This is a genomic window from Marinomonas sp. FW-1, from assembly GCF_005222245.1.
GTDB lineage: Bacteria > Pseudomonadota > Gammaproteobacteria > Pseudomonadales > Marinomonadaceae > Marinomonas > Marinomonas alcarazii.
Window position 1 is genome coordinate 488,575 of sequence record NZ_CP025987.1, and the last position, 24,197, is coordinate 512,771.

21 protein-coding genes are annotated in these 24,197 nt (G+C 44.3%); 16 read left to right on the forward strand and 5 right to left on the reverse strand.

What is annotated here, in order from left to right; genetic code table 11:
- The first annotated feature begins 83 nt into the window (after positions 1 to 83).
- The 7 genes from C1X04_RS02280 to C1X04_RS02310 all read left to right on the forward strand — a co-directional run bounded on the left by C1X04_RS02280 (position 84) and on the right by C1X04_RS02310 (position 5,873).
- Positions 84 to 1,166: an ABC transporter permease gene (locus C1X04_RS02280; RefSeq protein WP_110575033.1), complete on the forward strand. Its 1,083-nt coding sequence runs from the start codon at positions 84 to 86 to the stop codon at positions 1,164 to 1,166.
- Positions 1,166 to 1,963, forward strand: a complete 798-nt coding sequence (locus C1X04_RS02285) for an ATP-binding cassette domain-containing protein (RefSeq protein ID WP_110575035.1) — start codon at positions 1,166 to 1,168, stop codon at positions 1,961 to 1,963. Before C1X04_RS02280 ends, C1X04_RS02285 begins: the two co-directional genes overlap by 1 nt.
- A 67-nt stretch (positions 1,964 to 2,030) precedes the next feature.
- Positions 2,031 to 3,008, forward strand: coding sequence for a substrate-binding domain-containing protein (locus tag C1X04_RS02290; RefSeq protein WP_254682317.1), 978 nt, complete (start codon positions 2,031 to 2,033; stop codon positions 3,006 to 3,008).
- 78 nt (positions 3,009 to 3,086) lie between these two features.
- A complete protein-coding gene (locus tag C1X04_RS02295; RefSeq protein ID WP_110575037.1) occupies positions 3,087 to 3,974 on the forward strand; it encodes an AEC family transporter in 888 nt (295 codons plus the stop codon).
- A 21-nt stretch (positions 3,975 to 3,995) separates the two neighbouring features.
- Entirely contained in the window at positions 3,996 to 4,562 is a 567-nt protein-coding gene (locus tag C1X04_RS02300) for a mechanosensitive ion channel domain-containing protein (protein ID WP_137169081.1), read from the forward strand.
- Positions 4,563 to 4,649: 87 nt separating this feature from the next.
- Complete coding sequence (locus C1X04_RS02305) at positions 4,650 to 4,925, forward strand: hypothetical protein (RefSeq protein WP_110575042.1); 276 nt, start codon at positions 4,650 to 4,652, stop codon at positions 4,923 to 4,925.
- A gap of 117 nt (positions 4,926 to 5,042) precedes the next feature.
- Positions 5,043 to 5,873, forward strand: coding sequence for an ion transporter (locus C1X04_RS02310; RefSeq protein ID WP_137169082.1), 831 nt, complete (start codon positions 5,043 to 5,045; stop codon positions 5,871 to 5,873).
- An 11-nt stretch (positions 5,874 to 5,884) separates the two neighbouring features.
- Here the strand turns inward: C1X04_RS02310 and C1X04_RS02315 are convergent, their stop codons facing one another.
- Positions 5,885 to 6,781, reverse strand: coding sequence for an EamA family transporter (locus C1X04_RS02315; protein ID WP_137169083.1), 897 nt, complete (start codon positions 6,779 to 6,781; stop codon positions 5,885 to 5,887).
- 291 nt (positions 6,782 to 7,072) lie between these two features.
- Here C1X04_RS02315 and C1X04_RS02320 point away from each other — a divergent pair, with 291 nt between their 5' ends.
- From C1X04_RS02320 to C1X04_RS02340, 5 genes are all read left to right on the forward strand, one after another.
- Positions 7,073 to 7,744 carry a response regulator transcription factor gene (locus C1X04_RS02320; protein WP_110575048.1) on the forward strand — a complete coding sequence of 224 codons (672 nt, stop codon included), beginning with the start codon at positions 7,073 to 7,075 and terminating at the stop codon, positions 7,742 to 7,744.
- On the forward strand, positions 7,737 to 9,167 hold the full coding sequence (locus C1X04_RS02325) for a sensor histidine kinase (RefSeq protein ID WP_110575050.1): 1,431 nt from the start codon (positions 7,737 to 7,739) through the stop codon (positions 9,165 to 9,167). Before C1X04_RS02320 ends, C1X04_RS02325 begins: the two co-directional genes overlap by 8 nt.
- Positions 9,157 to 10,260 carry an ABC transporter substrate-binding protein gene (locus C1X04_RS02330; RefSeq protein ID WP_110575053.1) on the forward strand — a complete coding sequence of 368 codons (1,104 nt, stop codon included), beginning with the start codon at positions 9,157 to 9,159 and terminating at the stop codon, positions 10,258 to 10,260. The genes C1X04_RS02325 and C1X04_RS02330 overlap by 11 nt, the downstream gene beginning before the upstream one ends.
- 105 nt (positions 10,261 to 10,365) lie before the next feature.
- Entirely contained in the window at positions 10,366 to 11,304 is a 939-nt protein-coding gene (locus C1X04_RS02335) for a TAXI family TRAP transporter solute-binding subunit (protein ID WP_110575055.1), read from the forward strand.
- Positions 11,305 to 11,314: 10 nt separating this feature from the next.
- On the forward strand, positions 11,315 to 13,270 hold the full coding sequence (locus tag C1X04_RS02340) for a TRAP transporter fused permease subunit (protein WP_137169084.1): 1,956 nt from the start codon (positions 11,315 to 11,317) through the stop codon (positions 13,268 to 13,270).
- A gap of 92 nt (positions 13,271 to 13,362) precedes the next feature.
- On the opposite strand, the gene C1X04_RS18395 is transcribed toward C1X04_RS02340, so the two are convergent.
- From C1X04_RS18395 to C1X04_RS02350, 3 genes are read right to left on the reverse strand one after another with little or no spacing between them, the layout of a single operon-like run.
- Positions 13,363 to 13,500, reverse strand: coding sequence for a hypothetical protein (locus C1X04_RS18395; protein WP_175404881.1), 138 nt, complete (start codon positions 13,498 to 13,500; stop codon positions 13,363 to 13,365).
- Positions 13,500 to 14,510, reverse strand: a complete 1,011-nt coding sequence (gene cydB / locus C1X04_RS02345) for a cytochrome d ubiquinol oxidase subunit II (RefSeq protein WP_137169085.1) — start codon at positions 14,508 to 14,510, stop codon at positions 13,500 to 13,502. Before cydB ends, C1X04_RS18395 begins: the two co-directional genes overlap by 1 nt.
- Positions 14,510 to 15,934, reverse strand: a complete 1,425-nt coding sequence (locus C1X04_RS02350; RefSeq protein ID WP_137169086.1) for a cytochrome ubiquinol oxidase subunit I — start codon at positions 15,932 to 15,934, stop codon at positions 14,510 to 14,512. The genes cydB and C1X04_RS02350 overlap by 1 nt, the downstream gene beginning before the upstream one ends.
- A gap of 350 nt (positions 15,935 to 16,284) precedes the next feature.
- On the opposite strand from C1X04_RS02350, the gene C1X04_RS02355 reads away from it, so the two are divergent.
- From C1X04_RS02355 to C1X04_RS02365, 3 genes are all read left to right on the forward strand, one after another.
- The gene (locus tag C1X04_RS02355; RefSeq protein ID WP_254682318.1) at positions 16,285 to 18,201 is read left to right on the forward strand and encodes a sensor histidine kinase; all 1,917 of its coding nucleotides are present in this window, start codon (positions 16,285 to 16,287) and stop codon (positions 18,199 to 18,201) included.
- Positions 18,188 to 19,552: a sigma-54 dependent transcriptional regulator gene (locus C1X04_RS02360; RefSeq protein ID WP_110575066.1), complete on the forward strand. Its 1,365-nt coding sequence runs from the start codon at positions 18,188 to 18,190 to the stop codon at positions 19,550 to 19,552. The genes C1X04_RS02355 and C1X04_RS02360 overlap by 14 nt, the downstream gene beginning before the upstream one ends.
- Positions 19,553 to 19,724: 172 nt before the next feature.
- Positions 19,725 to 21,653 carry a methyl-accepting chemotaxis protein gene (locus C1X04_RS02365; RefSeq protein ID WP_110575068.1) on the forward strand — a complete coding sequence of 643 codons (1,929 nt, stop codon included), beginning with the start codon at positions 19,725 to 19,727 and terminating at the stop codon, positions 21,651 to 21,653.
- Between the two features lie 48 nt (positions 21,654 to 21,701).
- Here C1X04_RS02365 and C1X04_RS02370 read toward each other — a convergent pair whose 3' ends face one another.
- Positions 21,702 to 22,613 carry a LysR family transcriptional regulator gene (locus C1X04_RS02370; protein ID WP_110575070.1) on the reverse strand — a complete coding sequence of 304 codons (912 nt, stop codon included), beginning with the start codon at positions 22,611 to 22,613 and terminating at the stop codon, positions 21,702 to 21,704.
- A 106-nt stretch (positions 22,614 to 22,719) separates the two neighbouring features.
- Between C1X04_RS02370 and C1X04_RS02375 the strand changes: the two genes are divergently transcribed.
- A complete protein-coding gene (locus tag C1X04_RS02375) occupies positions 22,720 to 24,123 on the forward strand; it encodes a M20 family metallopeptidase (RefSeq protein WP_137169087.1) in 1,404 nt (467 codons plus the stop codon).
- The last annotated feature ends 74 nt before the right edge of the window (positions 24,124 to 24,197 follow it).

The following is a 24,197-nucleotide window of genomic DNA, read 5'->3' on the forward strand; positions in this document are numbered from 1 at the left end:
GGCGCCTTTAATTGCCGTTAGTCGAGCTTTTGGCTAGCGGCACTTTTTCTATCCAGCGCACTGTTTCTTCTCTGGAGTAGCCTATGAGTTCTAACAACACAAAACCGTCTACAGCGGTTCTTGATCACGACAAAGTAGCGGATCAAGCTAGTACCTATGTCGCCAAGTTCGAGCGTAAAGAAACCCCTTTGCAGCGTTTCAAAAAGTTTCTTCATCATTATCCAATTGCTGCGCCTTTGATTGTGTTGCTGTTAGCGATTGTGAGTTTTAGCGTCATTGTCGGTGACCGTTTTTTGCACCCATTCAATTTGTCATTGGTGTTACAGCAAGTAACGATTATCGGTGTAATTGGTGTGGCGCAGACATTGATTATTTTAACCGCAGGCATTGATCTGTCGGTTGGTGCCATTATGGTTTTGACTTCCGTTGTGATGGGGCGGATGGCGGTGAATCATGGTATCGATCCAAGTTTGTCTATTTTGATCGGTATCGGTGTTGGTGCGTTAGCGGGGTTCATCAATGGCTTGTTGATAACACGCTTAAAAATCCCGCCTTTTATTGCAACTTTAGGTTCTTGGAATGTGTTCTTTGCGTTGAACCTTTGGTACTCAAAGAGCGAAACCATTCGCTCGCAAGACATCAGCAATATTGCGCCATTGTTGCAATGGACAGGTCAAACAATTGATTTTTTTGGTGCAAGGCTGACCTACGGTTCCTTGTTGATGCTGGGGATATTCTTTCTAATTTGGTACGCCTTAAATTGGACTGCCTGGGGCCGTCATGTGTACGCAACAGGTGATGATCCGGAAGCCGCGAAATTGGCTGGTATTCGAACCACACGCATTTTGATGTCTGTGTATGTATTGGCTGGCGTGGTGTGTGCTATTGGCGCTTGGGTACTGATCGGTCGTATCGGCTCAGTAAGCCCACAAGCAGGCACTATGACTAACCTCGACAGTATTACGGCGGTGGTGATTGGTGGCTGTAGCTTGTTTGGTGGGCGAGGTTCTATTTACGGGACGCTAATTGGCGCCTTGGTTGTTGGGGTCTTCCGAAATGGTTTAGCGCTTGCTGGTGTTGATGTGTTATGGCAAGAGTTTACCGTCGGTATTTTGATTATTTCGGCTGTGGCCATTGATCAGTGGATTCGAAGAGGAACAGCATAATGACGGCACAATACGATAAAACACCCGTGTTACAAACAAAGAATTTGGTAAAACGTTATGGCAGTGTGACCGCGATTGACCACGCCGACTTTGAACTGTATCCCGGTGAAATATTAGCGGTGATTGGTGATAACGGTGCAGGTAAATCCTCATTGATTAAAGCCTTGTCTGGTGCACTTATTCCGGATGAGGGGGAAATATTATTGGACGGCAAACCTGTGCATTTCTCTTCTCCAATGGAAGCGCGAGCATTAGGCATTGAAACGGTTTATCAGAACTTAGCTGTGTCTCCAGCGTTAAATATCGCTGACAACTTATACTTAGGACGAGAGTTATTGAAGCCTGGTATCTTGGGGAAAGTTTTCCGCATGCTCGACAAAAAAGAGATGGAGCGTCGCGCGAAGGATAAAATGACCGAGCTGGGATTAATGACAATTCAAAATATCAGCCAAGCGGTTGAGTCTCTTTCCGGTGGTCAGCGTCAAGGTGTGGCGGTTGCGCGCTCGGCTTTGTTTGGTAGTAAAGTGGTCATTATGGATGAGCCAACTGCGGCGCTTGGCGTTAAAGAATCCCGCCGTGTGTTGAACTTGATCAAAGAGGTGCGTGATCGCGGATTGCCTATTATTTTGATTAGTCACAACATGCCGCATGTGTTCGAAGTGGCGGATCGTATCCATATCCATCGTTTGGGTAAGCGCGCGGCGATTGTTACGCCTCAGTCTCATACTATGTCTGACGCCGTTGCCATCATGACGGGGGCAATGGAGGTTGGTGAGTCAGAGGGAGAAGCGGCCTAAGCTAGGCCGCTATTTTTATCTGTCATTAAGTAGGGCAAAATAGCGGCATTGCACCGAGGGAAGTAGAATGAGTTTAATGAAACAGTTAATGTCGAGTTCGAAACAAGCCCGACAGCTTTGGAAGGCTTATCGCTTAATGCCAAGTTTATTGGCCGTTTCGATTGTCGCTGTTTCGCTGTCGCCATTGGCCTCGCAATCCTCAGAACCTCAACCCCTCAAATCCATTGGTATCAGTGTTGCTGATTTAGGCAATCCTTATTTTGTGCAGTTGGTTGAATCGGCAACGACAAAAGCAAATGAGCTAGCTGGTGAGCCAGTAAAAATGCTGATCCGTTCAGATGCGTATGATTGGCAGCGACAAATTGGTCAAATCAATGATTTTATCGAACAAAAGGTTGATTTGATTGTGCTAACTGCGGCCGATGAATACAAGGTCGCAGCGGTGGTGGCAAAGGCTCAGCGAGCGGGCATTAAAGTCATTGCTGTGGATGTCAATGCACAAGGTGCGGATGCCACTATTACGACAGATAATGTTCAAGCTGGTGCTATTGCTTGTGAAAAACTGGCAGAGAAAACCGATTATAAAGGCAATTTCGTCATTATTAATGGCGTATTGGTGTCGTCGGTTATAGAGCGAGTCGCTGGTTGTAAGTCTGCGTTGAATAAATACCCAAACATCACCTTGTTAAGTGACCGAATGAATGGCACGGGCAGTGTTGAGGGCGGTATGGAAGCCATGACGTATTTAATGGAAGAGTACGATCATATCGATGCCATTTTTACCATTAATGACCCAACCGCATTTGGAGCATTGCGTGCCGCACAACAAGCAGGCCGGAGTGAGTTTTTAATGGCCTCAGTTGATGGTGCTCCGTTTGCAAAAGATATTATCAAGCAAAAAGACAATCTTTGGATAGCAACGGCAGTTCAGAGACCTGTGCCGATGGCGGAAAAAGCCATAGAAATTGGTATGGATTTGCTGAAAGGCAAAGAGGTGGCTCAGCGATTTATCTTGATTCCATCCGTATTGGTTGAGAAACCCTAAGCCCATTTGGTATGTAATTGCTCTTGGTCTTTTTTGGCTAGGACGTTAAGCTAACGGCCTTCGTTATAGAGGCTATTAATGGACACTTCTACGTTATTCACACAAATATTTAATACGGTTTTCCCCCTAGCAAGTATTGTGCTCGTCGCATTTTTTTATGCGCGAGTGCGACCGACTGATATGACGGTGGCGAATCGTTTAAACATCAGTGTTTTTTGCCCCGCACTTATCTTTTCTGTCATGGCCTCGAAAGAGTTTCATATCGCTTTATATGTCGATTTGATTATTGCTGCTACTGTGGTTGTGTTGGGTTCTGGCTTACTGGTTTGGCCACTGTGTAAGTGGTTAAAAATCTCACCTAAAACCTTGGTTCCCCCAATGATGTTTAACAACAGCGGCAACTTGGGGATTCCCTTGATTGTGCTGGCATTTGGCGAGTCAGCTTTGCCTATTGCTGTGGTGTTATTTCTTACCGAAAACTTACTGCATTTTACCGTTGGCATGTATTTGCTTAACCCAAAAACCAACCTTCTTAATGTTCTAAAAATGCCAATGATCATCGCAACCATCTTGGGGTTAATTTGGAGTCTACAAGGTTGGACGGTTATGCCCGCTGTGAAGGTGTCTGTGGATATGCTGGGACAAATTGCCATTCCTCTGATGCTATTTGCGCTTGGTGTGCGTATGACGAATGTCGACTTTAGTGAATGGAAGCTTGGTGTGATTAGCGGCCTTTTGTGTCCATTAAGTGGTCTGATTATTGCTGTTATTTGGTACTATGCTGTTGGTATGTCACCAGAAAACTTTGCCTACTTACTGATCTTTGCTTGTCTACCGCCTGCGGTGTTGAATTACATGGTCGCCGAGTTGTACCAACAGGAGCCCCATAAAGTAGCGTCGATTGTATTGATTAGTAATTTGATGAGCATAGGCATCATTCCTGGTGTGTTGTTCTATGTTTTATAAATCCGTATTAGGAGAAAAAGCATGATGGTGCAGGTTGGCTTAATCGCTCTATTAGTGGTGGCGTATGTCATTGTCTCGCGGATTTTAAAGTCGAGCATCACTTTGTTAGGACAGAAAAAATACGCGAATGAAGTACGAATAACCTATGTCTCTAAAACGCTACACCTTGGCTTCACTGCTATTTTTGTTTTATTGATTTGTTTGGTTCTTGGTATTGGCTATGGTCAGTTAGCTATCTTTTTCTCCTCTGTTTTTGCGGTTGTTGGTGTGGCGCTATTTGCCCAATGGTCGATTTTAAGCAATATCACAGCAAGCCTTATTATCTTCTTTAGCTTTCCCTATCGAGTAGGAGATTGGGTCAAGGTTGTTGATAAAGACGACGAGATTTTGGGGCAAATTTTAGAGATATCGACCTTCCATGTGATTATTCAGCGCTTGTCTAATGATGTCGTGACGTATCCTAATAGTTTGATTCTACAAAAAGCCGTTGTACGTTTTGATAATCGAGAGGCCGCACTGGCAATGAGTCAATTTCAACCCTCTAAAACATCAGTCGATAAAGTGGAAGGCGAAAGCCCTTCTCCTTAGTGTTGAACAAAAATAATCAGTTTTTTTAAGATTTGAGATATTTGTGTCATACTAAGAGGCTTTCATCGATAAGAAGAGAAGCCTCTAGTGAAATCTGATCCTGAGTCCTTATTAAAAAACAATGATGAGCTCATTCATTCGGATGCGCTGAAAGTCAAATCCCACGCCCAACGACCGCAAGAAGATTGGGTGCTGCATACCTTAATGATTGAAGGTTACGATGTGCCGTTTCGTTTCAAACGCCAAGGCAAATATCGCACCTTGCGCGGCGCTCGTGTGAACCTGACTTATTACCCAACGCAAGAAATGGTGGCGGGTATTCCTGTTGAGATTATGAAAGTTGTGCGAGTAAAACGTACATAACTTGCAAGTCTGGCCTCTAAATCTACTTCTGCTTTTCTTCTGCCGGATATGAACTTAATATGGCGTGGCCTGTCTTTTATTCGGGCTATAAAGATTGCATATTAGGTGTAGGTAAAAATGGAAATAGATCATTCCGGAAGTTTGTTTGCCATAATGAAGCGCATCGAGCGCAGTGCGTGGTTTCAGGGCTTTATCATTAGTATCATTGTGGTCGCGGCACTTACCGTGGGCGCTAAAACTTATGCTTTACCTTATGGTATTGAGAGAGGCATAAACTACTTAGACAATTTCATCACCGTTTTCTTCTTGGTCGAGCTTAGCCTGCGCTTTCTTGCCTGTGATGATAAACGTCATTTCTTTAAAGACCCTTGGAACCTATTCGATACGATTATTGTTGTCGGCAGTTTAATACCTATTTCAGAAACAGAAATGATTCTTGTGGCACGCTTGCTGCGCGTGTTCCGTGTCTTGCGTCTGGTCTCAATTATTCCTGAGCTGCGTTTTTTGATTAATGCTTTGCTAAAAGCTATTCCCCAAATGGGTTACATCGCTTTGTTGATGTTTATCATTTTTTACATTTTCGCTGCGGTTGGTTCCATTTTTTTCCATCACGTCAATGAGGAACTTTGGGGCGATATTGCCATTTCTATGCTGACGCTATTTCGCATTGCAACGTTCGAAGATTGGACAGATGTCATGTATGAAACCATGGATGTTTATCCGTTCAGTTGGATTTTTTACCTCATCTTTATATTCCTAACGGCATTTGTGTTTTTGAACATGATGGTCGGTGTGGTGTTGGACGTGATGACCCGCGAAACCGCGCAAGAAGAACACGAGAATCAAGAAAGTAATCACCAAGCCTTAGTAACACAAATTTCTGAGTTACAAGCTCAAGTCGCACGCCTTGTGGATAAAATCGACGCGCAACAAGATAAAAAAGACTAACCCTTAGTGGTTCAAACGGCCTGCTGGCTAACTTTCTTTAGCCAGCGGCCACCGAATGTATTCAGCATCAAACCAAGTAACACGATAAAAATCCCCACCCATTGCATAGCGCTTACTGTTTCAGAGAGGAAGATTTCCGCTGACGTTAAGCCCACAACTGGAACGCCTAATGTAAGTGGTGCCACGGTCGCCGCTGGATAGCGTGATAGCAAATAGCTCCACAAACCATAGCCAGCCAAGGTAGCAAAGAGTGACAGGTAAGCAAGTGAAGCAATCGACTTAAAGCTTATTTCAGTGATGTTGCTCCACATGACATCACCACCGTCAATGAGGTATGCGCAAAGGAAGAAAGGAATAGGTGGAATCCAGCTCGACCAAACGATTAGGTTTAGGTTGGCATCGTAACCTTTGCGGCTGATGATTTTTGTGAAAATATTTCCCAACGCCCAGCTAGAACCCGCCGCCAAAGTTAAGCCAAATCCAAGCGCTGTCATGGTGGTATCTTCATTATCTAAGCCGATGACTGCTAAGCCACCAATGGCAATGCCAATGGCGAGTACTTGATAAGGTCGAACGGCTTCTTTTAATAACAAAATAGCGAACAACAAAGTGAAAATCGCCTGAGATTGCAGTACTAACGAAGCAAGGCCTGCTGGCATGCCAAATGACATGGCGCTGAATAAAAACGCAAATTGCCCGAAGTTCAATGATAAGGCATAACCAATACACCAAAGTAATGGCGTATTAGGTCGAGAGAAAAAGAAGCAGCCAATCATGCCGATAACGAGGAAACGCAACCCGCCTAACATCATCGGCGTAAGCTCATCTAAGCCCCAGCGCATCACAATAAAGTTAAAGCCCCACGCGACAATAATAAAGAGCGCCAAAAACATATCTTTGCGAATCATGTTGAGTCCTTAACTTGGTAATCGTGAGGCAAAATAAGCTAACTACTTTACGTTGTTTCGCTGAGTTTGCACATGGACAGATAAAGGAAGAATTGAGGACGCAGATCAAGAGAATCCTTTATTGTTGAGGAATACACGGTATTCATTTTTCAGCAAATCCATTAATAGAAGTGATAGCCCATTCATTCATATTGGAATATAGGCTAAATTGACAAATTCCCGAGTAAAAACTGATTATCACACATTTAATCTGCCTTATAACAACAAAGAAGTCACAAGAGCATCAGTATCATGCGTATTTTAGTAGTAGAAGATGATCGTATTTTAGGCGAAGCCATTAGCCAAAGAATCAGTCGAATGGGGCATGGCCTTGATCTTGCGCAGACTGGTTTACAGGCAAATCAAATGTTGGCATTGCAAGAATACGATCTCATGTTGCTGGATCTAAATTTGCCAGATATGACGGGTACTCAAATATTACAAACGCTTCGAAAAAAACACTCTAATACGCCGGTGATTGTTCTAACTGCCCGTGATGAAGTAAAAGATCGTATAGAGCTTTTGGATCTGGGCGCAGACGATTATATGACCAAACCGGTGGACTTTGGTGAGCTTGAAGCTCGTTGTCGTGCTTTGCTCCGTCGCAGCCAAGGGCAAGCGCAAAATACAATAGAATACGGAAATGTCAGTTTAGACTTGCAAGCATGCACTGTGACTATTAGCGATCACCTAATCGAGCTAAAGCAACGAGAGTTTCGTTTATTAGAAGTGTTTATCAGTCATACCGGAAGAGTTCTAAGCAAGGAAGTTTTAATAGAGCATATTTATAATTTCAATGAAAACCCGAACCCTAGTGTCATTGAGATTTACGTAGCACGTTTGAGGAAATCTTTGCAAAGCAGTGACATCAACATTAGAACTATTCGAGGTCTTGGCTATTTGCTGGAAAAACATCATGGCTAAGGCAACTACCTCGATTCGTCGGCAATTGATTCTAATGGTGGCGACCGTGTTGATTGTGATTAATGCAGTGGCTCTTTGGAGTGTGCATATTTATGCAAATAGAGCGGCAAAAGAGTCTTATGATCGGCTTCTTTATGGCTCTGCTTTACAGATGGCCGAAAATATCAACATATTGGATTCGCAATACTTTATCGATTTGCCCGTTTCTGCATTTGAAACTTTAGCCTTATCTGCCTCAGATCGTGCTTTTTATTCCATTATGAATGGACAATATCAAGTGCTGACAGGTTACAAAGATCTTCCTAATATCCCGTTTACCCAGTTGCTTCAGCAATCCAGCGAGAAAGAAAAATTTATTCCTATTTATTATGAAGCTATGTATCGCGATGAGATGGTTCGTTTTGTTGCGTTAGGGAAACGCCTGTTAGAGGGAGATAGTGTTAACGATGTTTTTATTATTGTTGGCCAAACATTAGATGCTCGGCGCGCAGCGGCGACGGAAATCAGCCAAATGGCACTGCAATTTGTTACTTTGTTTTTCTTTATCACGTTACTTTTATTGCTTTTCGTTATTTGGCGAGTATTGCAACCATTGCAAACGATCAAGCAAGCCATTACAGAGCGCTCGTCTCAAGAGCTGTCTCCTTTAGATGCAAATGTTCCCAGTGAGATAGCACCTTTACTAAAAAGTATTAATTATTTTATGGCTCAGCTGGATAGTACGTTAAATCGACTAAAACGTTTTACAGCAGAAGCGGCTCATCAGATCCGTACGCCTTTGGCTGGCCTAAATTCACAGGCGCAAAACGCAATAGATGAAACCGATGAAATGTTACGACAAAAGCAGCTACAGCATATTTTAGAAAGTAGTAACCTATTGACCAATACGGTCAATCAGCTTCTTAGCCGCGCTACGTTGACACATCGTTATCAGAGTCATCCTTTTAGCCCTGTGTCTTTGGACTATGTGATCAAAGAGACTTGTCGTGATCTAGTGGTTTGGGCTTTAGAGCGGGAAGTGGAGATTGAATACGTTGGAGATATAAAGGCAACAATTAACGGAGATGAGTTTGCTCTCAAACAAATGCTGCAAAATATCATCGAAAATGCCATTAAATACAGCCCAAAAAGCGGTGTGGTTGAAGTTGAGTTAATGATTGTTTTTGAGCAATCCGTACCCTTAATTGTGCTACAAATTCGAGACCAAGGAGTAGGTGTATCGGATCAGGATAAGGAACATATTTTCGAGTACTTTTATCGTAGTCCTGACAATTTTGCATCAGGTTCCGGAATCGGTTTATCGATTGCTAAAGACGTAGCAGAACACCATGATGCTAGATTTCACTTAAAAGATAATCAGCCAACCGGATTAATTGTAGAAGTCATTTTCCCTCAACGAAAAGGACTGTCGTATGAAGGTTAGTTGTCTTTTAGGGCTTGGTTTATTTTTGGTCAGTCGTATGGTGTTTGCTGATGCCGTACCACAAGATTCTTATATCGCTTTTCCAAGTTTGAATAAACAACCCAAGTATCAGGGGGATGTACTCGCTATTTATGGTGCCGTAAATCATCAGGCCATTGAACCATTGTTTAGGGCATATCAAGAAAAGTACCCGAATGTAGCCATTCACTACACAGAGTCGAATACTCGTCATTTATACGAGCAATTTATCTCTCAGCCTAATATTAGACCGGACGTGATGCTTAGCCCGGCGATGGATCTTCAATTTAAGTTGGCAAATGATGGTTACGCATTAGCTTATAACTCGCCAGAGCTTGTTAATGTTCCCAAGGGGTCACATTGGCGAAATGAGTTGTTTGGTTTTACCTACGAACCCATCGTAACGGCGATAAACAGCGATATTCTGACGGGGGACGAGTTGCCGCAAAGCCGTGAGCAGCTATTGAATTTGATCCGGAATAAAAATCATCTCTTAGACGATAAAATGGGCTTGTTTAATATTGAGCAATCTGGATTGGGTTACTTAACATGGGCCTATGACGGTCAGCAATCCCGTAGTTATGGTCGGTTATTGGAAGCGTTTGGGAGGCATCAAGCTCGGCTTTATACGGATACATCCTCTATGCTAAATGCGCTTTTAAAAGGCCAGATATTCATCGCTTATAATCTTGTTGGTGCCTATTCCTATAAATGGTCGCAACAGTATGAATGGATCAAAACCATCATGCCGACAGATTATACGACGATCATAATGCGCACCGCATTTATTCCTCGTGATGCTAAGCAGCCGATATTGGCGAAGCGTTTTATTGATCTCTTATTGTCTTCAGAAGGGCAGCATGTACTTGCAAATCAATCAGGTATTACGCCAATAAGCACAAAGGTTAAAGGCCCATATAGTCGAGATGAATTGAGTAAATTGCCACATGGGATTTTTCGTCCAATTCCTCTTGGCTTAGAACTGCTTATTCAAACAGACGATGCCAAAAAACAACTTATTTATCATGAATGGGATAATGCTATGTTTGCTGAGCCTAACAATCTTTCTCAATAGCTTTTATTTTTTATGATGTATTCAAGATCCATGAAAGGTTCATGAAAGGTTTCTTCGCTAGAGTGTTCTAAGCAATAACAAAACAAAAATAAGTTGGAGAATATTATGTTTAAAAAACTGCTTATAGCGAGTGCCTTGTGTACGACTTTAGTCAATAGTCCTGTTCAAGCGGCAGAACGTGTATCCATTGGAACTGGCGGAACGGGCGGCTTGTTTTATGTAATTGGTGCAGGGATTTCTGAAACTCTCAACAAACACATGGACAATACGACGGCACGGGCCGAAGTAACTGGTGCGTCTGTGGAAAACAATCACCGCGTTGCAGCAGGCCAAATGACAATGGGATTATCTTCTTCTTCAACTTTGTTTGAAGCAAAAAATGGCCAAGGCCCATTTAAAGTTAGCGGACCTTTGGACGTGGCTGGTATTGCCTATTTATATCCAGCAGTGTTGCAGGTCGCAACGATTTCCGGAAAAGGAGTCGACTCCTTTGAAGGCTTAAAAGGCAAGCGTGTTAGCATGGGGCCTCCAGGAAGTAATGCCGCGGTTTTAGCAACTCGTTTGTTACAGGAATATGGTGTCTTTGACGATATCACACCACGTTTTCTTTCTTATAACGAAGGGGTAAAAGCCTTGGTAAACGGCCAAGTTGATGCGACAGTGGTTTTGGCAGGTGCACCGACTTCCTCTTTGATTGATCTCGACTCACAAACTGACATGAAATTGTTGTCAGCTGATATTGATAAACTCGATAGTTTGATCCAAAAATACCCTTTCTATCAAGCTTACTCTCTGCCTGCTGAAACCTACCCAGATCAAACCAAACAGATTTTGATGATTAATGATCCTGCTATTTTGTTCACCAGCGGTAAAGAAGATCAGAGCAAAATTTATAATATCACCAAAGCAATTTTTTCTCATTTAGATGAGCTTGGTCAAATTCACCCACAAGCAAAAGCAATTTCGTTAGAAACCGCAAAACGCACTCCTGTTACATTGCACCCAGGTGCGAAAAAATATTATGACGAAGTAAGCGAAAACTAGGAGAGCTATTATGTTGAAATCAGATTCCAGCAATGGCTTTCAAAGTTTGCTCCTTGAATCAAAATTCGCTGGTGGCAAGGAACGTCTAGCAGTCTCTTTATTGTTTAGTGTGATCGCCGCTGGAATCGCCAGTCTTGTGCTGTATGGTGCGTATTATGGCGGCATTACCGCGTTGCTATTGAGGTCTTCGTTTTTCTCCCTAGTTGCGGCTGCTGCCATGCTGTTTTACGCGCTAAGGTACAAGAATATCATGGGCCGTGGCGTGTTTTATCTATTGGCCCTATTGGCTTTAATTCCGGGGCCTTACTTGTGGCATTACTACATTGATATTGTCATGCGCGGCGCTATGTCGGTTGAGCAAGATAGGTTGATCTTTATTGCTCTGATTGCGGTGGTGTTTGTCTTTGTTCGTATTGCTGTAGGTAGGGCATTGATTATTTTGATGGCCCTTGCTTTTCTTTATGCGTATTTTGGCTATTTGATCCCTGGTAAATATGGTCATGGTGGCTATGACATTAGCCGTTTCACCTCAACTCTGATGTTATCGACTGAAGGGGTTTATGGTGTACCAATGGGGGTCGCCGTTGAGTATATTTTCCTCTTCGGTTTGTTTGGTGCCATTTTAACTAAAATTGGTACGGGTGAAGTTTTTGTTGATTTGGCCCGTGGTTTGACTGGACGTGTGCAAGGTGGCCCTGGCTTATCTGCGGCTTTGTCTAGCGCATTGCTTGGCTCCCTTAACGGCAGCGCTGTGGCCAACGTAGTGACTACAGGCACTTTTACTATTCCGTTGATGAAACGCGTAGGCTACAGTGCAAAACTGGCTGGAGCGATCGAAGCCGCTGCATCTTCGGCGGGGCAAATTATGCCACCGGTCATGGGGGCTGCTGCTTTCTTGATGGCAGAAATGATTGGGATTCCTTATGCGGAAGTTGCAATGGCCGCTTTGGTTCCTGCACTTTTGTATATTTTAGCGCTGATGATTTCAGTGCGGCTAGAAGCTGGACGCCTTAGTTTAGAAAGGGATACCGAAGCTGGCTTACAATTGTTATTAAATACACTGAGAACAAAGAGCTATCTTTTGCTTCCGCTGGTGGTTTTAATCGGTCTGATGATTTCAGGTAAATCACCAACCCAAGCGGCCGTTATGGGGATTTTGGCTGGTTTGCTTGTTTGTCCTTGGAAAAAAGCCACTCGTATAAATGTGGTCGATTTGATAGCGGCTTGTAAGGAAACCTTGTCTTCGACGCTACCGATAGTGGCGGCTGTTGCAGCCGCTGGCGTGATTATCGGTATTCTGAATTTGACTGGTATGGGCTTGATGTTGTCTGGTTTGATCATTGAACTGGGTGATGGCAATTTATGGGCCGTTTTATTACTCACTGCATTGGCGTCTTTTGTTTTGGGTATGGGATTACCAACATCAGCGGCGTATTTGTTGCTCGCAGTATTGGTTGCGCCTGCGATGACACAACTTGGTATGGAAACCCTGTCGGCGCACATGTTCATTTTCTACTTTGGTTTAGTGTCTGCCATTACTCCACCTGTTGCATTAGCAGCTTACGCGGCGGCGACAATTTCTGGTGCCGAACCGAATGAAACGGCCGTTGAATCCATGCGGTTAGGTTTTGTTAAGCTGTTGGTTCCGTTCTTATTCGTGACCATGCCGGGTATTTTATTGATTGGGACAACGACGAGTGTGATCGCGGCAATCTCGTTCGCTACCTTGGCAACCGCATCGATGAGCATCGGCTTTTCTGGCTGGTTACGTGAGAATTTATCTTGGGTGACTCGTATACTATATGTTGTTGCCGCGATACTTATTGCTTGGCCTGCGGCTGCTACGGACACTTCCTTATTTGTAGTCTGTGCGCGAGTATTGGGTGTGATAGTGTTTGCCGTTTTGCTAGTGAAAGCCAGCATGGGCGCGAAACTGGTTGATATGCTTAAAGCGGCTAAAGTGTAACCATCATTGTCATAATCTTTTACTGAATAATGCTAAAAAACCCCACACTTAAAGTTGTAAAGTGTGGGGCTTTTTTATGCGAATAGCATTGCTTAAGGCAATCCTGTCATCAGCAGTTTAATACCATAAGATGCGGTGAATATGGCAATAAAGCCAATGCCGTAGAGCAGTAAAAACCATTGCCACGATTTGAGTTTGGCGGCTTTTTCTTTCAGGCTTTTGAGCGACATTAGTAACCCTCCTGATAATCTTCCACCTTACCGGCAAAGACGCGATAACCCCATAAGGTGTAAGCACAAATCAAGGGCACAAAGATGCAGATACCAGGCAGCAAGAAAAGCAAGCTGCTGTCTGGCGAAGCGGCTTCCATAAAGGTTAGTTGTCTTGGTATCAGATATGGAAACAAACCAACAACAAGACCAGCGAAGCCTAATAAGAAGAGGGTTGCAGCATACCAGAATGGTCGACCTTCATGATGAGTGATACCAGCGGAGTGACTGTTTAAATCTTTCCAAGCCAATGCCGCAACGACTAAGGTAATAATAGGCAAGGGCGATAGCCATAAAAAATTTAAGCCGGAGAACCAGCGTTGACGAATGTCTACTTGGCTCACTACTGTCCACACGCTGACAATAACCATGGCTAAAATAGTGATCAGCAAGAGTCGCTTGCCTAATTTGGCTGCGTGATCTTGGATACGCCCACGACTTTTCATAAACAAATAACAAGCAGCCAACAGCGCATAGCCTGCCATTACGGCAAAGCCAGTTAATATAGAAAAAGGTGTTAGCCAATGTAAGCTAGACAAACTGTCGACACCGACTGGCACGCCTTGAACGATGGAGCCGAGCAACATGCCTTGGCAAAATGCTGCTATGGCTGACCCCGCGCTAAATGCAAGGTCCCAATAAGGTCGAGATGTATCGGATTTAAACCGATACTCGAACGCCACCCCGCGAAAAATCAGTGCAAATAACATCAGCATAATGGGCAAATAAAAGGTCGAGGTAATGCCTGCATAAGCAGCGGGAAACGCTGCAAACAACACCACACCACCAAATACTAACCAAGTTTCGTTACCATCCCAGACGTGTGAAATAGAACGCATTAAATGATCTCGCTCGCCTTCTTGGTTAAACCAAGGGTAGAGAATGCCAATCCCTAGATCGAAGCCATCGAGTAACACGTACATGAAGATGGCAAAGCCTAAGACAAGGAAGTAGAAAAGTGCTAAATCCATTATTTATCTCCTTGTGCTTTTAAACTTTGGTTTTCAGTGTTTAGGGATTTTACCCAAGCCAATGCGTAGCCTGGTGCTTTCATACCAATCAATTGTTGTTCGAGAGCTTTCATTGACGGCGGCCCCTTCTTGATCAGTTTGCGCATGAAGTAGAGGTAAACACCAATCAGCAAACTGTAAATGATCACAAACATGGTTAAGGTAAACAGCACGCGCTCTGGAGGAAGTGGTGATACGATCTCCGATGTTCTAACGAGGTTGTAGACAATCCAAGGTTGGCGGCCGATTTCCACCACATACCAACCTGCTAGTACTGCAATGACACCCATAGGCGTAAAAAATGTCACGATAGACAAGAAGGCTTTGTTTTCATACAAGCGGCCTTTACGACGTAATAAAAGTGCTAGCGCCGCGATGCCCATCATGCCAAAACCAATACCCACCATGACACGGAAAGACCAAAACACTAACGGCACATTGGGTCTGTCTTCTGGCGGTACGGCTTTTAGACCTTGTACTGCACCATCCCAAGAATGAGTGAGTATCAAACTGCCGAGATTTGGAATGCCGACTTGATAATCGTTTGATTCCGTTTTCATGTTTGGCATAGCGAACAGTAACAGCGGCACGTTTTCTTCTTCCGCAGGCCAAATACCTTCCATTGCAGCGAGTTTAGTTGGCTGATGTTCTTTGACGTTCAAGCCGTGCATATCGCCAATCCATGCTTGCAGTGGCGTTAGTACCAAGGCAAACCACATGCACATGGACAGTCCTTTTTTCGCAAAGGGAATGTTTTGCTTTTTCAGCAAGTAGTAAGCACTGATGCCCGCCACGACAAAAGTCGCGGTAATCAATGACGCAACCAGCATGTGAGTAAGGCGGTAGGGCATAGACGGATTGAAGATGACTTCCATCCAACTCGAGACTTCGAATTTACCATTGACGATCTTGTAGCCTGTTGGTGTTTGCATCCATGAGTTCGCCACAATGATCCAAAATGCAGAAATCCAAGTACCTATCATTACGGTGACGGTTGCAAAGAAATGCAACTTGCGGCCAACGCGCTGCCAACCAAATAGCATGACGCCAAGAAAGCCTGCTTCCATAAAAAAGGCAGTCAGCACTTCGTACGCCATCAAAGGACCAAGAATGGCACCGGTGATTTCGGAGAACTTGGAAAAGTTCGTACCAAATTCGTAGGACAAAACAATGCCAGATACCACGCCCATACCAAAGGTAATGGCAAACGGCTTGATCCAAAATTTGGCAAGCTGCAAATAGTAAGGGTTGTGTGTTTTAAGCCACAGCCCTTCCCAAATGGCAATCAGCGTTGCCAAACCAATGGTGATACTGGGAAAAATAATGTGAAAACTCACCGTAAAGGCGAACTGTATACGAGATAAAATGGCGACGTCGAGGTCCATAATGGCTCCCTTGGGTGTCAGTAAGCGTTAAGAGATTGAAGTTAAAACTAGGCATTTCTCTTAATTCTTAGCGTACGCATTTGTTGCAACGCTAGAGGCAATAGGGCTAAGCCCACAATGCTAAAAAGCGCGATGATTTCGGTCATTAAAAAGCCAGCATTCATGATGTTTGTCCTGTCATTTGAAAATTGTTTGATTTAGATCAAGGTTGCTTTACCTATAGCAAGGGACAGGCCAACTATTAGTTAAATTTATACTGTTGATTTTAAAGGAAAAATTTTCGTCTTTGCGTGAAGTGTAAAAAAGGTTTACGATTTTCTCACTTTTAGGTGTAAACGAGGTTTACGATTTTGACACTTTCCCTGATGTTTGAAGTGGCCATGTTGGTGACCAGTGTGTGCGGCGTATTGGTCGCGGTCTGGTTATTGTGGCGAGCTAGAAAACAAAGTGATCTACAAGCTCTGGCAGGTTTTGCCATTATGATGGCGATTTGGTGCTTTGGGCATGTGGTCTTGTTCCAAGGCTACGAGCAAATTGGTATTCATATCATTCTGGCCAACCCGTTGATGCCGACCTTCTTCTTACATTTTGCGATTCGTTTTGTGAACTCTGGCTCGGTTAAAGAGCCTATGCTGGAACGCTTATATCAAGTAGTGCCTTGGTTTTATCTGACCAGTTTTGCTGTGGTATTACAAAGCTGGTGGATTGGCGCTGGAGATGCGATCAGTACGCTAGACACGCGTTCCTTTTTTATCTTTACCGAGGCGGGGACATGGAATCTTGCCTATACGGTGTTGATCGGTATCTTGGCTCATGGGGTGTTGTTGTTTGGTTGGTATCGACATTCTGGTAATAAGAAACGCTCCATTCTCGCCATGTTTGGCGTTGGCGCTTGGGGCTTGTTGTTAGCGACCAGTTTTGTGTTTCCTTCCTTTGGCATTAGCTGGTTTCCCTATCCCATGCTCTTACTGCCAACCTATTTGCTATTGTTGGTTTATGCGGTAGTTCGCTATCAAATTTTGTCGGTCAATGCCTTTGCCAATCGGGCCTTGCTTTGGGTTGCCATGATGTTGGTGATTCTCTGTGTGATTGCCGTGATCAGTGTGGTGTCTGGTCGTATAGGTTTGCAGGCGCTGGCCAATGTACCCAGTTGGCAACTCTGGTTGTATTCCTTGCTGATTTTGGTGGTTGCGGCGGTGATTTATCAGCCTTTAAGCCGTTTGGTTTCTCGGCTGATTTACCCCGGCGCGTTATTAAATGAAGCTGTGTTGGACACCTGGTCAACGCAATTAAAAGAGGCGCAAGATTGGCCACAATTAATTGCCATTGGTGAGCGTTTACTTTCTTTGCAGATAAGACGCAATGTGGCGATTCAGTTACAAAGCTCCGCTTATCTTGTTCAAGAAAAAAATGACGTCTTAGCGATACGAGTCTCTCGGTTAGGTACTGATTGGCACTTCACTTTAATAGGCTGGGAAGACGCTAGCCCTGGTATGCGTTTGACGGCGGAAGTGTTTGCATCCTTGTTTTCAACCAGTTGCGGCTTGCTTGAGCGCTCTTTGGCCTTGGCCGTGGCCGAGCGAAAACGCATGGACGAACAGCATCTTGTCGAGTTGGGGAGTTTGTCTGCGGCAATGGCACATGAACTGCGTAATCCTTTGAATATAATTTCTATGGCGGCTTATGACGCACCCGCCGAGACGCGTCAGCATATTCAGACTCAGCTTAAACGCGCCGATCGTTTGGTGAGTGATATGTTGGTGTATTCAGGTGGCTTGTCATTACAAATAGTTGCCACGCCGTTGCGATCTTTAGTGGCGAGTATTTTGGCGCAAGCTCAGCTAGAAGGTGTCACGTTTGAGCTGGATATTGATGAAACGATTGAGTTGGATGCTGACCCGCAACGGCTTCAGCAGGTGTTCATTAACCTGATCGATAACGCCGTGTCTTTTTTGCGCAATATGCCAGATGGCAAGTTATCCATTGAAGCGGAAGAACGAGATCAACAGATCGTTATCCAAGTAAATAACAATGGACCTGAGATTGATCCAAGTTTACAAGGCGATAACTTATTTCAGCCCTTTGTGACCAAGCGAGCTGGCGGCAGTGGTCTTGGTTTAGCCATTGTGCGTCGTATTGTCGATGCTCATGGCGGGAAGATTCAGCATCGTTCTGATTCGATATGGCCTGTAACCTTCGAGCTTATTTTACCTCGCCACTTTTCTGGTACTGACATTTCAAATAGAGAATTCCATGACTCAAAATAAAATATTACTGGTCGACGACGAGCCCGCATTTCGTGAATTAGCCAGTCGCTGGTTGGCAAAGCAAGATTATCATGTGAAAACGGCAGGCAGCTTAGATGAAGCCCGTGGTGCGTTGGCATCGTTTGATGCGGATCTGGTGCTCTTGGATCTTTCCATGCCGCCAAGTTTTGATCCACAAGTCACCTTGGATGCGATAGGCGAATTTGATGGTCGTCCGGTGATCATTATTACAGGCCATGCGGATCGGGATTTGGCACTTAAAGCCATTGAGCTTGGCGCATGGGATTTTATTGCCAAGCCGATTGATCCAGATATGTTGGCGGTTGTGGTGCGTCGAGCAATCACTAAAACCACCTTAGAGCGAGAGTTAACTCAGCTAAAGCAAACGGGTAATTCTGCAAAGGGTGCGTCAGCGTATATCGGTCATTCAATCAGTTCGCAAAAGGTCAGAGCGCTCGTAGAGCGAATCGCCCCGACGGATGTGCGCGTCTTGGTGACAGGGCCATCAGGTACAGGAAAGGAGGTTATCTCGCGTACTTTACATGATTTAAGTCATCGTGCAGCCAAACCATTTATCTCGGTACATTGCGGTGCTATTCCAGCGGATTTATTAGAAAGTGAGCTGTTCGGTTATGTGAAAGGCGCCTTTACCGGAGCGGAAAAAGACAAAGTCGGTTTATTGAGTTTGGCCGATGGTGGCACCTTATTCTTAGATGAAATTGGTGAAATGCCGTTGGCGATGCAGGTGAAACTGCTGCGCGTGTTGCAAGAAGGTACCTTTTTCCCTGTAGGCGGACGAGAGCAAAAACACATCGATATTCGAGTGGTCTCCGCGACCAACGCCGACTTACTGAGCAAGGTGCAAGAAGGCAGCTTTCGAGAGGATCTGTATTACCGAATAAAAGGCGTAAACATCGAGACTCAAGCGCTTGCTGAACGGCTAGAAGATGTCCCAGTATTGCTGCAATCATTTTTACAGCGTTTGCAAAACCAGCAAAATAAGCAGCTACAGCTCAGTCCTGAAGCTGTGCAATGGTTCCGCGATCAAACTTGGCCTGGAAATGTTCGGGAATTGAAAAACGCCTTAGAAAGCGTCGCGTCTATTTGCCCACAAGGGCAAATTACCATGGAAGACATTCAGCTGCTGTATCCCAGTGGTGAGGCTATTCGTCAAACTCCAATAAGCACACCAACGAACGACGCCTCATTAGACGAACAAGTTCGGGACCTTGAAATTCGATTGATTAACCAAGCCTTAGAAAAAAACCAAGGCAACCGCACCCAAGCCGCTAAGCAATTGGGCATTTCACGACAAGGGCTGATTAAAAAAATTGAGCGATATGGGGTGTGATGATTTTATCGATGGGGCAGAAGGGTCTGTTTTTTTATTGATAGGAGTCAATGTTATCGATTATTAATAACTTTGTTATTTGCGATAAGAAAATTGTTTTGTTTTTGTCATGATTTGCGGTGTAGTATTTGACGATAACTTTACAATAAGGGTAAATAATAAGGACGTTATTATGAAGTGGCAAAGTTTATCCATCAGAAGTCGTATGTTCTCTGTTCTTGCTGTATTGCTTGTTGTGAGTTCTGTCGTTTCGGTCAGTACTCAAGCCATTTCAACACTAGACATAGAGTTAGAACAGTTAAAAAAAGAAGTGTTACCGACACACCTTAGTAACCTCGCCTCGCAAATCAGTACCGAAATTACCCCGTTAATTACCGCTTCCCATCTAATGACAAACGATAATTTTGTTGAAGATTGGGTACGTAACGGAGCGAGCCCCGATAAGCTTCCTTTTATTGAGCATAAGCTGAAGTCTGTAAAAGACATCTTGGGCAGTGATTCCACCTTCTATGTTGTAAAGGGTCCAAACGGGTTGGATTATTATGGTTATGACAAAGCGTTTTTTAAAACACCGTTAGAAGACTATCCTTACAAAGAGTTCTACCCAAATTTTTTGGCCACAGGCCATGATTATGAACTGAACTTACAGTATGAAAACGAAATGCTGTTTATTAACTATCGAAGCGATACCACGGACCCGAACACGAATAAGCCTTATTCTGTCGCAGGTTTAGGGATTAAAGCTGATAAGCTGATTGATATGGTTAAGAAGCTAAACGTAGGCCTGCAAGGGCGTGCTATGTTGGTGACAAGTGATGGGGTTATCCAAGCTAAGGGCGATTCAGCCTTTATGGAAATAGTCGATAAAAGCCAAATTTCTAGCCTGTTAAACAATAAAAATGACATGGTCATTAATGATGTGACCATTGATGGGCAGGTTTATTACCTTGGCTCTCTGTGGGTGCCTCTGTTAGATAGATTTATCATGCTTGCTGTGCCGAAACAGCAAATTATGGCGCCGATTTATTCTCAGTTACAGAATGCGTTTCTCTACTCTATCGTTTTTATTTTAATTTCTCTGCTCATTCTTCATTTTGTGATTGGCTCTTTAACACGTCCAATTGTCGCTATCGGCAAGGAAGTGCGCTATGTGTCCGATAATTTAGATCTGAGTTATCAAATTAAGAGCTCTGATAAGGCTGAAATCGGTGCCTTAGCGGAGACGGTAAACTCTCTGTTGCTGACGCTAAAAGGATCATTGCTTACGGTGAATGATGCCGTTAAGACGACAGACGGTGCAATCGAAGGATTGCACCATCAGGTCGATGAGCTTTCGCAGGCTTCGGAAGCGGAGAAGCAATCGGTAGAACAGATTTTCATTTCCACTCAAGACATCACTGAACAAAGTGCTCAGGTGAAGGATTTGGCAACAAAAGCAGGTGAGTTGTCTGATCAGAGCAACGCTGAACTTCAGCAAGCGAGCAAAGAAGTGCAAAGCAGTTTGGTTTTCTTGGAAGCTTTAGAAGTCGATATGCTGCAAAGTAAAACCAGCTTAACGGAATTGAATGACAACATTGAAAAAATAGTTTCTGTGCTGAATGTTATTAGCTCTATTTCCGAGCAAACGAACTTATTAGCGTTAAATGCAGCAATTGAAGCCGCCCGTGCAGGCGAGCATGGCCGAGGCTTCGCAGTGGTGTCTGATGAGGTGCGTATGTTGTCCCAGCGTACCAGTGAATCAACCAATGAAATTCAAAGCATTATTACCCAGCTGCGATCTGCATCCACACAAGTGACTTCACAAATGGACGTAGCGTGTGAGAAAAGCATTCAGACTTTGGATAGCCAAAAACTGGTTTCTGAAAAAGTGATGGCGCTTGATACGTTTTTACAGCAATTGTTTGATATGAACGAGCAAGTGGCAGAGCGTGCAGGAATCCAGAATGCTTCCGTTGAGGATATCAACCAGCACCTGTCAATGTTGGCGGCACAAAGTGAGCAGACAGTAGAACTCTTCCATCAAAGCCGAGCGGCAACCAATGCTATTGGCGATGAAATGAGACACCTGAAAGATAAAGTTGAGCGGTTCAAAGTGACGTAATGCAATCAGTTGAACCAAGCCAAGTTAATTGGCTTGGTTCAAGATTGCTTATGCTTGGTGCTCGTTTTGCTTTTTAAGTGACTCAGTGAGGTGAGTAAGGAAATACCTCACGATAACAGGCAGCTTTCTTCTCGACATAATTTGTACTTGTAAACTGCGCTGAGCTAACGCGGCTTCTCGCATTGGTCGTATAACCATGCCATCTCGCTTTGCCCGTCTTGCAACCGTTAACTCCCCACAGAGCGCAATGGCATCTTGGCTTTCGCTCGCAAAAGTGTAAATGGAACCTGCTGAGTCGCTAGACAGTGCTGGGATGATTTGCACACCTTCAATATGACAAGCGATATCGAATAAGTAACTGAGCGTTGTCCCTGATCCGGATATGGCAATAGGGTATTCGGTTAATTCCCGAATACTGATGTCTTGCTGACTGGCAAGAGGATGATCTTTGGATAACAACGCGACGATTGGAGAAGGCACTTGCAATGAAACCTCAACGCCTTGCTCTGGTTGCAAATTAAAAGTAAAAGCCGCGTCGACGCTGCCTTCTCTTACTAGTTGTGTTGCTCTGCCCGAATCCACAACTTGTAAGGAAAAGCGTGCACTTGGGTATTTCAAGCGAAATTCCGCCATGATGTGAGGGATAAAGTCCCAAGCCATACCTTCTGGGCAAGCCAGCGCAATAGATTGTTGTTGGATATTACTTATGCCCCTCATTTCCGACATCACGTTTTTAAATTCCAACGTATTTCGCAATGAGTAAGTGTACAGAATATCGCCAGCAGGCGTTAAAGACATACCTCTGGCTTTACGTTCGAACAAAGACAACTGAAGCTTTTCTTCTAGTTGGGTGATTTGTCTACTGATAGCCGAAACTGCGACATGGAGTTCTTCAGACGCTGCGGATAAGGAGCCTGTTTTCGCAACAGCATGAAAGTATTTTAACGAGATGTCATTCATAAGCTTTCTATTTTATAGAAGGTTTTGTTGTGTAATTGATAATTGTTGTAAAGCTTATTACATCTTAAGCTAAATGCCATAATAAATCTGTGTATTTGGAGAAATTATGCCTCAAGCAATGAGTCAAAATGGCCGTCAAACCGCCTTACAACAGGCTACTTCGACCCTTAAAAATGGTCGGTTTATTGAAACGTTAACGCGTCGTGTGGCGTTTGCTTCAGAAAGCCAAAATCCGGACGCCAGTGCTGAACTCATGAAATATTTAACGGATGAAATTCAGCCGACTCTTGCGAAATTAGGCTTTGAGTGTGAAATTTTTCCAAATCCTATCGAATCTTGTCCGCCGTTATTAATTGCTAAGCGTATTGAAGATGAATCGTTGCCGACATTGTTAACGTATGGCCATGGCGATGTAACTAATGGGCAGGCCGAATTATGGCAGACGGGCACTCATCCTTGGGAATTATCACAAATCGGAGAAAAGATCTTTGGGCGTGGTACAGCCGATAACAAAGGGCAGCATACGATTAACCTACTTGCGCTCGAATCAGTATTAGATGCTCGTAAAGGGAAGCTGGGTTACAACGTTAAAATACTTTTTGAGATGAGTGAAGAGGTTGGCTCTAAAGGGTTAGAGCGTTTTTGTGGCGAGCAAAAAGAATCGCTAAAAGCGGATTTGTTTTTGGCGTCTGATGGACCAAGATTAAATGCTCAAACACCGACTATTTTCTTGGGCTCACGCGGTGTTTGTCAGTTTCGATTACGTTGTGAAACAGGGAATGGGGCGCGCCACTCTGGCAACTGGGGCGGCGTTATTACCAATCCTGTGACACGTTTGCAGCACGCGCTAGCTAGTTTAACGACAGCGGATGGACGAGTCACCGCTGAGTGCCTCAGAGCCCCGTTACCAAGTGGCGTCACTGCCGAGATGATGCAAGCGTTACCCGTTGGTGGTTATGCTGGCGACCCAACATTGAATGATCAATGGGGGGAGAAAGAACTGACTGTCGGTGAGCGATTGTTTGGTTGCAACACGTTAGAGGTGATTGCTATTGGCGCTGGCGATATCAAAAAGCCCATTGGTGCCATTCCCGATGTGGCGGAAGCGGTGTGTCATTTGCGTATCGTGCCGGGTACAGATTGGCAAAACCTAGTCGCTAATTTGTCTTCTTTCTTAGAGGAGCAAGGCTTGGGAGACGTGAAAGTCGTTTACGAAGGTGGCTATAACGCAACTCGCTTAGATCCAGCTCACCCTTGGGTTGGGTTTGTTAAGAGCTCGATGGAAGCGTCTCTGGAACAGAAAGTAACGGTTTTACCTAATTTAGGCGGTACGATTCCCAATCATTGTTTTGCAGATGTGTTGGCCTTGCCGACGGTATGGATGCCGCACTCTTATCCGTCTTGTAAGCAGCACGCGCCCGATGAGCATTTGTTGGAAAGTGTTGTTGAGCAAGGTTTAGCCGCTGCGGCAGGTTTGTTCTGGGATCTGGGTGAACAGTGGCCAGAGTAAACGTCTCGGTGTGTATTTAGATAATGTGTATTTAAAACGGTGGCCCAAATGGGCCACCGTTTTTATTTGTCGCA

Coding starts and splice junctions, on each gene's coding strand:
- C1X04_RS02280 (WP_110575033.1), top strand. CDS start 84: ATGAGTTCTAACAACACAAAACCGTCTACAGCGGTTCTTGATCACGAC.
- C1X04_RS02285 (WP_110575035.1), top strand. CDS start 1,166: ATGACGGCACAATACGATAAAACACCCGTGTTACAAACAAAGAATTTG.
- C1X04_RS02290 (WP_254682317.1), top strand. CDS start 2,031: ATGAGTTTAATGAAACAGTTAATGTCGAGTTCGAAACAAGCCCGACAG.
- C1X04_RS02295 (WP_110575037.1), top strand. CDS start 3,087: ATGGACACTTCTACGTTATTCACACAAATATTTAATACGGTTTTCCCC.
- C1X04_RS02300 (WP_137169081.1), top strand. CDS start 3,996: ATGATGGTGCAGGTTGGCTTAATCGCTCTATTAGTGGTGGCGTATGTC.
- C1X04_RS02310 (WP_137169082.1), top strand. CDS start 5,043: ATGGAAATAGATCATTCCGGAAGTTTGTTTGCCATAATGAAGCGCATC.
- C1X04_RS02315 (WP_137169083.1), bottom strand. CDS start 6,781: ATGATTCGCAAAGATATGTTTTTGGCGCTCTTTATTATTGTCGCGTGG.
- C1X04_RS02320 (WP_110575048.1), top strand. CDS start 7,073: ATGCGTATTTTAGTAGTAGAAGATGATCGTATTTTAGGCGAAGCCATT.
- C1X04_RS02325 (WP_110575050.1), top strand. CDS start 7,737: ATGGCTAAGGCAACTACCTCGATTCGTCGGCAATTGATTCTAATGGTG.
- C1X04_RS02330 (WP_110575053.1), top strand. CDS start 9,157: ATGAAGGTTAGTTGTCTTTTAGGGCTTGGTTTATTTTTGGTCAGTCGT.
- C1X04_RS02335 (WP_110575055.1), top strand. CDS start 10,366: ATGTTTAAAAAACTGCTTATAGCGAGTGCCTTGTGTACGACTTTAGTC.
- C1X04_RS02340 (WP_137169084.1), top strand. CDS start 11,315: ATGTTGAAATCAGATTCCAGCAATGGCTTTCAAAGTTTGCTCCTTGAA.
- C1X04_RS18395 (WP_175404881.1), bottom strand. CDS start 13,500: ATGTCGCTCAAAAGCCTGAAAGAAAAAGCCGCCAAACTCAAATCGTGG.
- cydB (WP_137169085.1), bottom strand. CDS start 14,510: ATGGATTTAGCACTTTTCTACTTCCTTGTCTTAGGCTTTGCCATCTTC.
- C1X04_RS02350 (WP_137169086.1), bottom strand. CDS start 15,934: ATGGACCTCGACGTCGCCATTTTATCTCGTATACAGTTCGCCTTTACG.
- C1X04_RS02360 (WP_110575066.1), top strand. CDS start 18,188: ATGACTCAAAATAAAATATTACTGGTCGACGACGAGCCCGCATTTCGT.
- C1X04_RS02365 (WP_110575068.1), top strand. CDS start 19,725: ATGAAGTGGCAAAGTTTATCCATCAGAAGTCGTATGTTCTCTGTTCTT.
- C1X04_RS02370 (WP_110575070.1), bottom strand. CDS start 22,613: ATGAATGACATCTCGTTAAAATACTTTCATGCTGTTGCGAAAACAGGC.
- C1X04_RS02375 (WP_137169087.1), top strand. CDS start 22,720: ATGCCTCAAGCAATGAGTCAAAATGGCCGTCAAACCGCCTTACAACAG.